The sequence below is a fragment of the Bacillus sp. ISL-4 genome, assembly GCF_018613275.1.
Classification (GTDB): domain Bacteria; phylum Bacillota; class Bacilli; order Bacillales; family DSM-1321; genus Peribacillus; species Peribacillus simplex_E.
This window is the reverse complement of sequence record NZ_JAGGQN010000053.1, coordinates 1-14,042: the sequence shown is the minus strand read 5'-3', so window position 1 is coordinate 14,042 and position 14,042 is coordinate 1. Positions and strand designations below refer to the sequence as shown.

14 protein-coding genes are annotated in these 14,042 nt (G+C 38.2%); 13 read left to right on the top strand and 1 reads right to left on the bottom strand.

Annotated features, from left to right (window positions below; all coding sequences use genetic code 11):
• From J7J00_RS24780 to J7J00_RS24740, 9 genes are all read left to right on the top strand, one after another.
• Positions 1–231 (top strand): TcpD family membrane protein, encoded by a 231-nt coding sequence (locus J7J00_RS24780; protein WP_214795496.1) that lies wholly within the window; start codon positions 1–3, stop codon positions 229–231.
• Positions 228–632 (top strand): TcpE family conjugal transfer membrane protein, encoded by a 405-nt coding sequence (locus J7J00_RS24775; protein WP_214795494.1) that lies wholly within the window; start codon positions 228–230, stop codon positions 630–632. Before J7J00_RS24780 ends, J7J00_RS24775 begins: the two co-directional genes overlap by 4 nt.
• Positions 625–3,057 carry an ATP-binding protein gene (locus tag J7J00_RS24770; protein ID WP_214795492.1) on the top strand — a complete coding sequence of 811 codons (2,433 nt, stop codon included), beginning with the start codon at positions 625–627 and terminating at the stop codon, positions 3,055–3,057. Before J7J00_RS24775 ends, J7J00_RS24770 begins: the two co-directional genes overlap by 8 nt.
• A complete protein-coding gene (locus tag J7J00_RS24765; RefSeq protein WP_214795490.1) occupies positions 3,054–3,485 on the top strand; it encodes a hypothetical protein in 432 nt (143 codons plus the stop codon). Before J7J00_RS24770 ends, J7J00_RS24765 begins: the two co-directional genes overlap by 4 nt.
• 12 nt (positions 3,486–3,497) lie before the next feature.
• Positions 3,498–5,777, top strand: coding sequence for a CD3337/EF1877 family mobilome membrane protein (locus tag J7J00_RS24760; RefSeq protein WP_214795488.1), 2,280 nt, complete (start codon positions 3,498–3,500; stop codon positions 5,775–5,777).
• The gene (locus J7J00_RS24755) at positions 5,774–6,847 is read left to right on the top strand and encodes a lysozyme family protein (protein ID WP_214795486.1); all 1,074 of its coding nucleotides are present in this window, start codon (positions 5,774–5,776) and stop codon (positions 6,845–6,847) included. Before J7J00_RS24760 ends, J7J00_RS24755 begins: the two co-directional genes overlap by 4 nt.
• A 15-nt stretch (positions 6,848–6,862) precedes the next feature.
• Complete coding sequence (locus tag J7J00_RS24750) at positions 6,863–7,381, top strand: hypothetical protein (protein ID WP_214795484.1); 519 nt, start codon at positions 6,863–6,865, stop codon at positions 7,379–7,381.
• Positions 7,382–7,778: 397 nt separating this feature from the next.
• On the top strand, positions 7,779–8,081 hold the full coding sequence (locus J7J00_RS24745) for a hypothetical protein (RefSeq protein WP_214795482.1): 303 nt from the start codon (positions 7,779–7,781) through the stop codon (positions 8,079–8,081).
• Positions 8,082–9,061: 980 nt separating this feature from the next.
• Positions 9,062–9,553 (top strand): hypothetical protein, encoded by a 492-nt coding sequence (locus J7J00_RS24740; RefSeq protein ID WP_214795480.1) that lies wholly within the window; start codon positions 9,062–9,064, stop codon positions 9,551–9,553.
• A 192-nt stretch (positions 9,554–9,745) separates the two neighbouring features.
• Here the strand turns inward: J7J00_RS24740 and J7J00_RS24735 are convergent, their stop codons facing one another.
• Positions 9,746–10,381 (bottom strand): hypothetical protein, encoded by a 636-nt coding sequence (locus J7J00_RS24735; protein WP_214795478.1) that lies wholly within the window; start codon positions 10,379–10,381, stop codon positions 9,746–9,748.
• 222 nt (positions 10,382–10,603) lie between these two features.
• On the opposite strand from J7J00_RS24735, the gene J7J00_RS24730 reads away from it, so the two are divergent.
• The 4 genes from J7J00_RS24730 to J7J00_RS24715 all read left to right on the top strand — a co-directional run.
• A complete protein-coding gene (locus J7J00_RS24730; protein ID WP_214795476.1) occupies positions 10,604–11,362 on the top strand; it encodes a DUF5677 domain-containing protein in 759 nt (252 codons plus the stop codon).
• 392 nt (positions 11,363–11,754) lie between these two features.
• On the top strand, positions 11,755–12,000 hold the full coding sequence (locus tag J7J00_RS24725) for a hypothetical protein (RefSeq protein ID WP_214795474.1): 246 nt from the start codon (positions 11,755–11,757) through the stop codon (positions 11,998–12,000).
• A gap of 1,089 nt (positions 12,001–13,089) precedes the next feature.
• Positions 13,090–13,704 (top strand): hypothetical protein, encoded by a 615-nt coding sequence (locus J7J00_RS24720; RefSeq protein ID WP_214795472.1) that lies wholly within the window; start codon positions 13,090–13,092, stop codon positions 13,702–13,704.
• Positions 13,705–13,895: 191 nt separating this feature from the next.
• On the top strand, positions 13,896–14,042 hold a 147-nt coding region (locus tag J7J00_RS24715), incomplete at its 3' end, for a recombinase family protein (RefSeq protein WP_214795520.1).

Here is a 14,042-nt window from a genome sequence, read left to right as displayed (position 1 = left end):
ATGCCAGATTTAACAGGATTAACGGATTATGCTTCAACACAAATTGCCGCGGTGATTTTCATTATTTGTTGTGTTTCATTGGTCAGAGCCTTTATTAATCAAAGATGGGGAGCTTTCTTTTCAAGTTTGATTTTCGGGATTGTTTGCTGGGTGGTAGTTGCTAATCCAGGAGAGTTTGAAGACTTAGCAAGTTCTGTATGGGGGTTAATTACTCGCGGTGGTTTATCGTGAGGGAAAAAGCCCGCTGTTATCGGAAGTTATGGAAAAAGCCAATAACCATACACAAGCTCGGCAAGGGCGATATGGCATTGACTTTCTCCAAAGGCATACAGGTGCGACAGATTCTTGTCGCACTTCTCATTTTAAGCGTGATTGCGTTTTTTCACAAATCAATAAATTCTATTATTCCTTTCCAATTTCAATTAGTTGTATATGGTCTGGTTCCCTGGATGCTTGCAGGGTGGATATGTAAACAAAATGTGAATGGAAAGCGGTTAGATCGTTTCTTTTTAGGATACTTCAAATTCCTTTATTACAGGCGGTACAGCTACAGCAGCAATAAAGCGGTGTATCAGCCTCAAATGAAGAAAAAGCAATCATACGGACAATATGAGGTGAAAATAGATGATTAAATTCCCGACTGAAGATATAAAAGACAATGTTTTTTACACAAAAGACAATAGCCCCTGGGCCTATTATCGAATAGGGGAAAATTCTATAGGGATTAACGATAAGGAACAGGAAGACAAGTTAATTTATAGCCTAAAAAAATTATCATGGCAGCTTTCCTCTTTTAAGGAAATTGACTATAAAATCATTCCCTTCCCCATTGATATTTCAAAAAAGATAGATGACATAAGCGGGAGATATGAGGGGCAATACGCTGAAATAGGGCGGTATTACGCAAATAGAGCCAAAGATATTTTGGCCGATGAAGTAAAAGAAGCGGTGGAGTACAAATTTTTTATAGGCGTGAAGCTGAAAGAAGAAAATTCAAGTGATGAAGGGCCAATGCAAGGCGTTTTAAAAGCTTTTAAAGGGATTAACCAGACCGTTAAACAGCTTACAGGAGCGGGCACAAGCTTTGACGTCCAGGAAACTGCAAAGAAGTTCAAAGCAAATGAAGAAGAAGCTTTTTCCGAAATCAGCGCATATTTAGAAGCGTACCGCCTGACAGAAGAAGAAATGCGGTATATGGTCCGCTATCAGTTCATGAGGGGGATAGGGAAGCCAGAGCAAAAAAAAGGCTTATATAGCCTTACAGAAGGCATTTTAGACCCACAGGAAGCGGGATTCTTGAAAATTGAGCAAATAGAAAAAGAATCATATTGCGCTTTCCTTCCCATTTCAGAATTACCCATTGATCTTTTATATTCTTCCTGGGCACATTCATTCCAGGCTTTCAGCTTCCCGGTTGAAATGAATATAAGAGCGGTATATAAGGGCCGGGAGCAGGACTATAAAGAAACCAACAAAATGAAAAAGCGGTTCAGGGAACAAGATGCGCAGCTTATAGAAGCGAACGAGGATGAGGATACATTAATTAGCCAGGGCCGTGTTCTCCTATATGAGCTTGAAAACGATATTAAAAACCAAAATAAGCCGGTAATTAGAACACATGCTCATTTTGTTGTCTATGGATCAACTAAAGAACAATGCAGGGCGCGGGCTAAATCAATCATTAAACGTTATGAAGAACAGTCTTTAGAGGTTGTGCAGCCTTTAGCGGATCAGCTGCTTTTATTTCATCAAGCTATACCAGGAGCGGAAATTGTGGCGAATGATTGGGAACAGCTTTTAACGCCAGAATCATTTGCAGAATCTTTATTTTCACTCACTAGGAAAATAGGAAATCACGCGGGATTCTATCTAGGTCGTGATATTTCACTACCAGGAGAAAGGTTAGAAAATTCAAAACAGTTAGTTTTCTTTGATCCATTCATAGCCCGCCTGGGAGTGAAAGGGAGCAAATATTCTTCCCCTCATTGCACTATCAGCGGACCCACAGGAATGGGGAAATCTTACTTGCTGAAGGATATCATTCTTAATTCAATTTTCATGGGGGCAAAGGTACTTATTACAGACCCAAAAAATGAACTAGAAAAGAAATTCAGATCGATAGGTGAAGACTATTTCAGCCAGATAGTGAATTCGTTCAACTTCATTACATTTTCAGCTGATATACAGGATGCAGGAAAGCTAGACCCGCTTACATTTTTGGAGAAAGAGGAAGCACAGGACACGGCACTTTCTATTCTTGAATACCTAGCAGAAATCAAAGGTGATGAAAGGGAGATTAAAACAGCCATTTCAGAAGCGGTTAGAACAGTGATAAAAGAAGAAAGCCAGCCGGGATTGCTGAAAGTAGTCAAACGGTTGAAAGCGGATCCAGTGGAAGCCGTGAAACATGTAGGGAATTATCTTTATGAAATCGGCACAAACGGCACAGCAAAGCTTCTTTTCTCGGATGGGAACGTAAAAGGGATAAACCTTTCCGAACAAGTAAACATCCTTCAGATTCAGAATTTAACACTTCCAGGTGAAGGGGAAAAACCTGCTAATCGTGATGAACATATAGCGGTGGCCTTAATGATTCCGCTTGCCAAGTTCGCGGCAAAGTTCGCCAGGGATGACAGTCAAACGAAATTAACGATATTTGAAGAAGCCTGGATGCTTACAAGCACAGGACAAGGGCACAAGCTCATTAAAGAAATGTTAAGGACGGGCCGCTCGTTAAAGTCTTCTGTATATCTTGTAACGCAATCTATATCGGATTATAACAAAGCGGATATCAAGGAAAATATCGGTACAAAATTCGCTTTCAAAGCAAAAACAGCAGAAGAAGCGGGCCATATCATTGAATACCTGGGACTAGAGGACAACAAAGCCAATAGGGATATGCTGAAGAACCTCACAGAAGGCGAATGTATCATGGAAGACATTTACGGAAGGACAGCCAAAATTAAAGCGGACGTTCTTTTCTCGGAATGGGTGAAAGCCTTCAATACAAAGGATGATAAAAACAATACAGCGGAATTGGAGGAAGCTTTCATATGAATCTGATCAAATTTTTATCAGCTGGTTTGATTATCGGTGTTCTGGTAGGTTGCGGACAGCAGCCGCCAGAGCAAGTTATAAATACCGCTTACGAGTGGGAAAAAGCTTATATGGACCGTGATTTTGAAGCTAAACAAGAGCTTTTATACAAGGAAGGGACATATGACATAGGGAAGACCGCTAAAAAGAAAAATTCAGGGCTGAAAAGCGAAAATATCCGTTATGAAGTCTATTTTGATAAAGAATTTGATTGGTATTACGTCTTTACAACCTATAAAAACCCAGGGCACGGAACCAAAGTTAGGAATGATTTAGTTATCCGGGAAAAAGATTCAGATTGGAAAATAGACATGGAAGCCAGTCGAGATATTTCTAAAGAGGATATTGAGGGAAAATTTGAGCGGATCGCCTGTATAAACTGTAAATAAGGGGAGGAAATCATGAAAGGATTTAAAAGATTGTTGTTACTTTGCTTTTCGGTCTTATGTATTTTGCTTCCCGCTTCAGTTTCAGCAGATGATCCAAAAATAGAGGTAAAAGAAAATGAGGAATATATAGGGCGGGTTTTACTTGAAGATAAGAAATATCCGCTAAGTCATTACAAGGTGGAAACACAAACAGGTGACAGCATCCTATCTTCAGGTGACAAGGCTTTAGCTGGTTTAAATGATGGGTTATGGAGCATTAACAAACAAATTGCTAAATTTACTATTTTTGCAGTTGAAACGCTAATGACATTTGATATTTTTTCTCAAATATCCAGCCAAGTATCGGTAATAAGTGAGCGGATATTTGATTCTTTTTCAGATATATTCCTTGGTTTATTTTTAACCTTTGCGGTCGGTGTAGCTGCTTATAGATATTATGTTAATCAACAGGTAGCAGCAGCGGTCAAAGCGTTTATAGGGGTTGTTTTGGTCCTTACAGCGAGTTTATGGTTTTTCAGTGATGTTGAGAAAAATGTTACTTGGATCAATGAAGTAAGTGCCGATATTGAAGGGGCGGCCAGTTCTACAAATGTTTTACTAACATCAGATGAATTCAACAGTAATGAGCCAGCAGACAAACAGGAAGGAACAGCGGTTTTAAGGAATCAACTTTTTGATTTAATGATAAAGAAACCTTACTTGCTGCTTAATTACGGGACAACAAAAGAAAGCAAGATTGTAAAAGAAGACCCGGAAAGAATCAATAATTTGTTAGCCATAAAACCATATCAAGAAGAAGCGAAGGAGAAACGGAAAGAAATTGTAAAAGAAGAAGTGGAAACGAATGAAAACTTTCATATGTCCGCTGATTATAGCGCGGAAAGGTTCGGCCAGGTGCTTTTGACCCTTATTTCCACTATAGCGGTATCTATCCCCGTTCTGGCAATGGCAGCTTTTAAATTTTTGCTTCAGTTGGGATTCCTGGCAATGGTGATATTTATAGGAATACCGCTGATTATCTCTTTAATTCCTACCTATGCGGAAACGGCAGCCGTACATTTTAAGGGAATAATTTATTTAATTCTTTATAAAGCTGCATTGGTTCTCTTAATAGCGATAGCAACAGGGATCGCCACGCTAATATATGAATCAGTTAAAGTTACGGACGGTTTAGAAGGCTTTATGCTGATAGTTTTTATTCAAGTTTTGGTTATGTGGGGAATTTTTAAATACCGTACACAAATTATGCAAGTTGCTTCAGCTGGTATGATCCAAGGCAATAATGCAGCTGAAAGGATTCAGCAATCAATTATGTATAGTGTATCAAATACCGCTAATAAAGGGCTGGAATTAACAAAACGTGTTACCAGTGAATCTATGCGGCTAGGTGGTAAAGCAAGGGAAACACTAGGACGGACAGAATCAGCCGACTATCAACAAAGCCCAGCAAGGACAGAATCAACCAACAATCAACAAAGCCCAGCAAGGAATTTAAGCGTTATTAATGGAGGGGGCCAGGGTTCAAATCCTTCTGCAGCAAATAGACAGGAAAGCTTAAATCAAGGTCAAAAAGGTTCCAATCAAGCAAGCGGAACAAATGAGGGCAAGGAAAAGGGATCGGTAGTTCCAATTAGTGATTGGAGGGAGAAAGCCGGGAAACAGCAACAAGACGGGGAGAAGCAACAAGGAAATAAAAATGAAGCAGCTCAATCACTTCACAGACAAGCAGAAAGCCAGTCAATCGATTCAATGGCTAGTCTAGTGAATTCCGGCCCACCTGCAGAAAACGAAAATGGATCAATTCACAGACAAGTTGAAAACCAACAATATGATTCTATTTCCAGCCAAGATAATCAAGCAGCCAGAGTACCGCAAGCGGAAAAAGAGAATGTTTCCGCTCATAGACAAGTTGAAAACCAACAATATGATTCTAGCCAAGATAATCAAACAGCCAGAGTACAGCAAGCAGAAAAAGATAATGTATCAGCTCATAGACAAGTTGAAAGTATGCAAAATGATTCTTTTTCAAGCCTAGCCAATTCAATACCGCCTGAAAGTGAAGTTTCCGGGTTTTATATGAACAGCAGCACGCCAAATTATGAAAATGTATCAAGGTTTAGACAGCCAGAACGCAAAAGAGAACAAGGACGCGGAAAAGGGCCAGAAATGGGGCGTAGAAGCAAAGAAGCCTATCCAGAAGCTAAAGGGTTAGGCCAGAGAGAAACAGCCGTTACACGGGAAGCTAGAGGGCCAAATTTCAGGAATGAAGCGAAAAGGATTAAATCAGAATGAGCCAGCTTGCAAATGTAGCAAAAAATACAGCAAAGACCGCAATTAAAGGGGCTTTGCTGAAAAACCCTTATACTTGGCTGGTTATGGCAATCGGACTTTTCTTGGCCGGGTTGGTTGCTATAGTTGCCTTGTATTTAATGGCTTACAGTAACGAGGAAGGCGCAGAAAGTAACACGAGCGGGGAATTTATACCGGGGGGAACAGCTCTGATTTCCCCGGATGTTTTAAGATATGAGCCGCTTGTCAGGAAATACGCGCTAGAAAATGGAGTCGAAGAACATGTTCCTTTGCTATTAGCGAAGATCATGCAGGAATCAGGAGGGAGGGTTCCAGACGTTATGCAATCCAGCGAAAGCCTGGGTTTCCCCCCTAATACCATTATGGACCCGGAATATAGCATAAAGGTGGGTGTAGCCTATTTTGCGGACATTCTAAAGAAAGCAAAAGGAGATATAAAACTAACCTTACAGAGTTATAACTTTGGTGGGGGATTTATAGATTATGCCTTGGATCGGGGCGGCTATTCAAAAGCGGTTGCCGTTGAATTCTCAAATATGATGGCTGCAAAACAAGGATGGGATCGGTACGGTGATGTGAATTATGTTGAAAATGTATTGCGTTATATGCCCAATACAAACGCTATTCCTGTAAACGCTAAGGGCTTTCTACTTCCTATAAATCAAGTCAGAATAACTTCTCAATTCGGAATGAGGGTTAATCCAGTTACAGGGGTTTATAAATTACATGCCGGTTCTGATTTTGGTTGCCAGCGCGGGGATGCCATTTATTCAACAAAAGAAGGGAAAGTCACGAAAGCGGGTTGGCAGGACCCAGGAAACCCAAAGGCCGGATATGGGCAAAGGGTTACTATCCAGCATGGAAGCAATTTAGAGACTCTATACGCTCATTTATCCGCTATCAATGTAAAGGCAGGGCAAACAGTCAAAGCCGGGCAACAAATAGGAGCTTGCGGGACCACAGGGAGCAGCACAGGGAACCATTTACATTTTGAAATTGCGTTGAATGGAAAAAAGGTTGATCCATTGCCATATGTCAGCAGCGGAAAATAAAAAAGGGGGCCAATCATGAAAAAAAGGATGCTATTAATCGGTGGTGTATTGTTTGCCTTAATTGCTTTTTATGTATCAAGCTTACAAAATCAGCTGGCCGAAGCTACTTCATTAAAACAAAGCTACCAGGACGAAATCAAAAAGCTTTCTACATTCAAAGAGGACGAAGCAAAAAAAGCAAATAAAGCCTTCCTACAGTATTTTTTCAACTATGAGAACGTAAAGGAGCGGAACAAGCAAATAAAGCCGTACATGACGGACCAGGCTTTCCAGGCGGTCGATTATAAAGGGGAGTCAGAAGCGGAAGTTCATGTTTCCGCTTCAAACCTTAAAAGCTATGAGTATAGGGAAAACAAAACATCAGCTGAATATATCACGGAATTGGATATGAAAATCAATGTAGAAGGTAACAGCAGCAAGGAACAGACAATGATAAAAACAGAATTGATTTTCGTTGAGGGTGAAGGCTGGAAGGTGGATCATGTAGAAATGATTTATGGTCCAGTGGAAAACCATGAAGGATTAACCGATTAAGGATTAAACCATTCCGGCTTTTGAAAAAGCCTAGCCAAAACTTTTAATATGTGGGGAGATTCCCCACGCCCCTTTGCCGCTCGCCACTAGGCAACTTCAAAACGGGGGTTTTGAAGGGCATGAAAGCTTCTTTGGGATAGATAACTTATCAACTCCTTAAATTCCTTCCCTACGGTCAGTCAGACATTTACCGTTGACAAGGCCAAGCCTAGCAAATATACCAGGAAAAGAGGAAATGATTAAGGATTTCAATAAAGGAATAATGTTTTTTTGCTTAAAGATAAGGGGCCTTTAGGGCCTTTTTTATTTTTACAATTGGGTTACACATTGAAACAAATGAGGTAAAATATAACTATGTTGGGTTTGAGATACTTTGTCCTCTAAGAAGAGGTTAAAGATGTTAAAAATATTCTCGCATTCTTCTTTCTCGACAAGGAAGAAACCAAGCAACAACAACAACAACAACAAAGGGTCAAGGGTTAGAAATTTAGCCTTTGCCCTAGGTGTGGTCCTGGTAATAGCATTCGCACTTGGAATGTTAGGAGTCCCTATATTTAGTGCTTATGCATTAGTTGCAGGTCATATAACCGGGGCACAGTTTGTGTCCATTATGGGGCTATACACACCGATATATGAACTTATTTCCGAGTCTATCCTCGGAACGCTTCAAGTAATACCAAGTATTATACCTATGATCTAACTCTGGGTAGTTTCTCGTCACTCTAGCCAATAGCCTGTATTGAAAACAAGCCGTTTATGCGCTTTAGGGAGTGATGACCCCTATGGGACCTGCAAAAAATTCAGGGGGCAAGGCCTCGGTGTAAATGGGCGGTTGGATATGCAAAATACACAGAAAAAAGGGTAGATGTGATGAGCATCTACCCCTTTTTTTATGAAAAATGACTGTTATTGGCTATAACAGTTGAGAGCTGCTGTTTCTAGGCATCAAACAGCACTTGTAAATCTAAAATTAATTTGCTCTGATAACGCATGCATTTGAAAATCTCTCCCTTGAACATAAACACGTCTTGTACCGGTCTGATTACCTGAAGTTCATAACCTCCAATACGAGCGATTTTTTTCGAGGCTCCTGCCTGTCACCAGGTCTAATGGATTTAAAGAGTTATCAATTCTGCAGCATCTTCTTAAAACTTCTCGACACTTATATTATAGCACTAGCGATAAAGTTGTAAACAATAACTGTATGTAAATGGAAGCGAATGGCCATAAATGGCTCATTCCCCCTTGTTTTGGGGTGTGAAGGCGGAGGCGGTCTTATTGGTGTATCTGTATAAAGATTAAAAAGAAACGGTAGGAGCGGAAGCACAGGCGGTTTGTCGGGTACGATTGGCAGAGCAAGCCGGATATCTTAATCCTCGTTTTGGGTATGTTCGGCTTGGCGATAGACACAAACCCGACAAAATTCGTAAGGCAAGGGTAAAGGGTGGAGATTTTTTTGAGTGGTTTTCTCCAAAAAATACTACCCGGCCCTTTCCTGGAGAATAGCCTTTTCAGTTAATAATGAAAACCAGGGTTTAAAGACAATTGTGGATTACAAATAAACCGTTTCCCTGAGAAACTCCTAGAAGATTGAAATAAAATGTTTGTTTCGTCTATTGAATTACCATAAAATGGAGGGGGGAGTGGACAATAATATTGAAAATAAAAGGAGAGATGTAAATGGCGACGAAATGTCATGTGGTTATATCAACGGAAAAAGAAATAATAAAAGATAAAGATTTGATTTTCAATTATGTTAAAAAAGATATTAAAAAACTTCAAAATTTCAATATCCTTAGCACTTCGATTAGTAATTCCATAAGAAATTCATGTGACACACACAAACAGGTTGTTCAAGAGCAAAAAACTATAATGGTAGATTTGAATCTTCCAATAAATGAATTTCCTATTAATGAATTGGAATATAGAGGTAATATTTATCCGTTTTCAAAGACACGTCTTACTGTTAATGGTGAGGTTAATTATCCGTTTATTACGTATATATTTGACGGTGGAAAAGAAAAATTAGATTTAGATCCATTATTTGAAGAATTTATAGAGAGCCTAAAAAAAGATGAAGAATTCGCAGAGTTCAAAAAAAGAACCTGGCCCAATGGTTTTACGAACAAATCGGATAAAGAAATATTTGAAGACTTTTTTGTTGAAAGCTAAAAGTTGGTGAAGAATTTAAAAATTATCGAACTTTATTCTAAAATTTTCATAAAGCTACAACATTAGTTAACCTCTTAATCCTTGTATATCAAAGATTAACTAATTAGTTTTGGTTAACCTTTAAACGAAATGGACCTCGATAGAATATATGTTTCAAAACAAAAACCCCTTTCATTAGATTGGGGTTAAGGTTCACTTTCCAAAAAGTCGAGAGAAGAAGCCTTTTTTTTCTGCTTTAATTGCTTCTATTTCCTCTTTAGCAGCAGCCACTTCTTTTTTAGTGGTTTCCACTTCTTCTTTAGCCATTAATAAAAGCTGATTTTCCTTTTGATCCAGCTTTTTTACCACGGCAGCGGATACTTCTTCTACTATTTTATCCAAACGTTCATTAAACCGTTTATCTCGTTCTTCTTCATATTTAGTTTTTTCGCTTAAACGTTCCACTAAAACGCGGATCAGTTCGGATTGTTTTTCTATGGTTTTGTCTTGCTGGTCCATTCTATCCGCTATATCTTGTTTCAGGCGCGTTATATCAGAGGGTATAAGCGTATCTATAGGGAATACAGACTTACTTTCATATATTGCTACAATTGACTTTGCGGCCGTTTCAAGAGTTATGCCAGGGCGGTTCCGTTGCTTTATAAGTTCTTTGAACATCATAATGTTTGAATCGGTATAATTACGGTTTCCTTTTTCATCTTTAAGGAAGTTATAGCCGTTTTGTTCCAGGAGCCGGGCATACTTGGTAACGGTTTGTCTTTCTATACCTAGATAATCAGCTACTTCCCCAGGAGAGTAAAGCCTTTCTATTTGTTCCGTATCGTCCATAATGGTAAAAAACCCCCTTTCCTTTTTAAATTACAATTAGGATTATAACATTCTATCGAAACAGATTCTTTTCCTTCTTCTTTTATGGAAAGAAACGTCCTTAAATCGAGCAAAAACGCGCTGTTTAGTTGAAGAAGAATGACATTATTTTATTGATTAAATAGAGGGTTTTTAATAATAAATATTGAAAACATTGGTGATTTGAAAAGGGGGAAGGTAATCGTGGTCGATAAGGTAGAGTTGGTTGATAATACGTATAAAAGGGCTTTTTTTGAACTGGAAGAAACGGATGAGTTCATCAATATCAGTGCTAATCAAGATGTTGCTAAGGTCTTTTATACGCTATATAACCGATGTAAAAGATTGTTCATTACCATGCTGTATATAAAAGAAGCACCAGACAAAAATGTCACATGTTATGAAGCATTGCCATTGTTAAGAACATTTATCGAAGCCTATTTCCATTTAACTTATGTGATGTCTGAAACAAACAACACAACGATTAAAGAGGGTTATGAAGCTTTAGAAAAGAATTCACACGCCAAGCGGGCAGCTAAATTAAAACATGCAGATGGTTTAACTGTAGAAGATATGGAATTCATTAAGGAATATCAAGGCTTTAAAATGCCAAGAGAGTATGAATTTTTAGATGATATGAGAAAACTATCTGCTAAAACCAATCAACTACAAATATACCGGACACATTATACTGATCTTAATTCATATATACACTTCAATCCTAGTACGGTTTTGAACCATGGACAGGTGCATGAGAATAAATTCATTTTTAATTTTAATGAGTCTCAAGATAGAGCGGATTATACATATATTGAAAGAGTCATTTATGCTATTGGCTTGTTGTTTATATGCGAAGTCAATAACTTTTTAAATAATAAGGAGTTAGAGGGGAAAATCGGTGATTTAATCGGGGGTATTCATAAAGAAGTCTTTGGTATAAAGGACGAAGAAACGTCTAAATAATTGTATTAGGAAACCTAATGTAATTTTAAATCATTATGTTGGGGTATAATGGATAAAAAGAATGGTAATTTAGGAATTTAATGGTTGACAACCCAAATTAATTTGTGATAAATTTGGGTGTGGGGATACTATGCTCCCATCCGTATTACTAAATATTCTGAATATTCAACCCGAAAAACAGGCAAAAAAAAATGCCCCTGTCGGGTGCTTTTTGTGTTGCTTTTTTTCTTGAGTCCTCCGGGGAACTTTATCCCTGTTTATATACATTTGGTTAGGTACGCCACGCAATGTACCAAATAAAATAAAGGATTGATTACTATGGAGTATTTATTTTTCCCGTTGCCCTTGCTTAGCCTTATGAGCCTTCGTTGCTCTTTGGAGGTGAAAAGGTTATGAGAAAACTTGATACAAAAGATATTTACCTAATACTGTTTGGTCTCTTTTTTGGTCTGGCGGCCTCAGAAGTGGTAATGATGTATATTCCCGCTGTAATTCTGTTTGGTTTTACTATTCCTACTGGAATTTTGTCATTCGTCACTTTCATATTGCTAACAGCTTTTGCATTTCTGATTGGAGTCGGATACCGCAAAGCTATAGCGAAAATTGCTTCTGATGTGAAAAAACATTTAGATATGTAGGTCCCCACCTACATACAAGATCTATTCCCTAATAGATCTGACGGCCATCCTATCCCCATAGGGTGGCTTTTTTAATTCTTATGAGATTCATGCTCATAATATGTTGAGTATGAATATTCGTGAGGAGAGATTCTATCTCACTTCGGCGTTCCAGTAAAACCAATATATGCAACGCTCAGTAACTTACTGACTCAGTCTGGTAACATTAATGTTACCATTAATGTTAACAAAAAAACTCTTATCTTGAAAGTTTTTTTTATAAATTATTGGTTTTTTTTGCTTTTCCCCATTGATTTTCTTTTAAAAAAAGGATATATTAAACGATTTTCTTTAGAAAAAGGTCCTCACACCCCTTTATCCTCGCCAATTTCCTATAAAGACATACATAAGAAACTGTTTTTTTTAAAATACCCATTATAAATTAATTTCAAAACACATTATGCTTTGGCTCATAATTCAGTTGTCTTTGAATGTAGTTTGTTTTCCTAGTCCAAAGGATCCTATTAATGATAGTTCTATGTAACGAACTAGAGATAAGCAGATAAACAGCACAGCATAACCTTTAATATTGATTGTGTACAAAATCGCTAAAATGTTTTAATACGTTGTTTCTTTCTTTCTTTCTTTCTTCTTCAGTAATGCCAATATAGCGCAGGGTGACAGAAGGATGGTAATGATGCAAGATTCTTTACAGCATGGCAATATCTTTCGTAGCCTTGTAAAACTAATAGCCGAACGTTTTTCGTAAGGTATGGTTGCTGACATGTTCCACCCTAGGGAACTCTGCAGCCTTATTTAATTGCCTGTAGGCCTGAGTAGGGGTAATGGGGCGTTCTCCCTTTTCGGATGGAAATAAATAGGTGCTCTGGACCTTTTGGACGTATTCATAGACATCCTCGAAGCAATTCGAGATATAGATGTCGAGGATTTTTTGCGTTTTGCCTTCTTTGACCCGGAGAATTTTGTGTTGGATTTATGGTTTATGGTGTGATGGTATTTGTAATTCCGTTCGAAATATCGGAGGGAATTCACACGAGAATGTAGAATAGGTGAATTAAGAGTGATATCAGTGTGAAGGGAATGTGAATCATGAAAATCAAGGAAATATTGGACGACCTATTGATAACCGGAAATACCATAGCCAAGATTGCAAAAGAGAAAGTTCGTATTGGTGAGAAGAAGTTAAAAGAAGCTTTACACAATGCTGGATACGAGTATCGAAACTCTGGTCAAAAGGGCTGGTACTATGTAGGTGAAGGTGAAGAACCTCTTTATACATCAGTGTTTGAGTTCATCAAATCAAATAATAGTCACCCTAAGGTGAAACGGACTACACCTATACATGCATTTAACGTGAATCAAAGTTCACACGACATGAAAAAGGATTCACACCCTATTCCCCTCGAAATGAATAGCCCACTAACTCAAGATAAAAGTTCGATTCCCCCGGAATTCACACCAGAAGAAAGAGCGATTCTTAGAGATTTAATAAGAGGATATGTTCTTAACGACCAGCAAGATAGTCATGGCGATGACTTGTATCAAAGGGTAGTGACATTAGAAAAAGGCAAAAAGGTACGGAAGACGATTGTCATAAATGAGGAAGTTGGAGTTTTGCTGGATAGCTTCGCAGAACAACAGAAATTCAATAAATCCGATCTTATTGAAATTGCTATCTTAGATTTGGTTAAAAAGTACAATTAACCTCCAGCTCTTTTTTTCTGATTATACATCAATCTCAATCATAAAGGATTCTAAAAGTTATAAGTTCTAGAGACTTGAAAAAACACCTCAATTCCCCCTTAAAATAACCATTCGCAATGTCCAGAAGTTAGTATAGAATAAAATTACAGAAGTTAATTAACTTTTAGACAAATGAAAAGAGGTTGTACATAATGGCTATTATAGGATACGGACGAGTAAGCACCATTGATCAATCATTAGATTTACAGGAAGAGAAGTTAAAAGAATATGGCTGTGAGAAGATATTCATGGAGAAACAAAGTGGTGCTAAAAGTGATCGTGAGGAACTGATTAAGGCC

Excerpts from the sequence above, each read along its gene's own strand:
- J7J00_RS24780 (WP_214795496.1), top strand. The coding sequence starts at position 1 with ATGCCAGATTTAACAGGATTAACGGATTATGCTTCAACACAAATTGCC.
- J7J00_RS24770 (WP_214795492.1), top strand. The coding sequence starts at position 625 with ATGATTAAATTCCCGACTGAAGATATAAAAGACAATGTTTTTTACACA.
- J7J00_RS24765 (WP_214795490.1), top strand. The coding sequence starts at position 3,054 with ATGAATCTGATCAAATTTTTATCAGCTGGTTTGATTATCGGTGTTCTG.
- J7J00_RS24760 (WP_214795488.1), top strand. The coding sequence starts at position 3,498 with ATGAAAGGATTTAAAAGATTGTTGTTACTTTGCTTTTCGGTCTTATGT.
- J7J00_RS24755 (WP_214795486.1), top strand. The coding sequence starts at position 5,774 with ATGAGCCAGCTTGCAAATGTAGCAAAAAATACAGCAAAGACCGCAATT.
- J7J00_RS24750 (WP_214795484.1), top strand. The coding sequence starts at position 6,863 with ATGAAAAAAAGGATGCTATTAATCGGTGGTGTATTGTTTGCCTTAATT.
- J7J00_RS24745 (WP_214795482.1), top strand. The coding sequence starts at position 7,779 with ATGTTAAAAATATTCTCGCATTCTTCTTTCTCGACAAGGAAGAAACCA.
- J7J00_RS24740 (WP_214795480.1), top strand. The coding sequence starts at position 9,062 with ATGGCGACGAAATGTCATGTGGTTATATCAACGGAAAAAGAAATAATA.
- J7J00_RS24735 (WP_214795478.1), bottom strand. The coding sequence starts at position 10,381 with ATGGACGATACGGAACAAATAGAAAGGCTTTACTCTCCTGGGGAAGTA.
- J7J00_RS24725 (WP_214795474.1), top strand. The coding sequence starts at position 11,755 with ATGAGAAAACTTGATACAAAAGATATTTACCTAATACTGTTTGGTCTC.
- J7J00_RS24720 (WP_214795472.1), top strand. The coding sequence starts at position 13,090 with ATGAAAATCAAGGAAATATTGGACGACCTATTGATAACCGGAAATACC.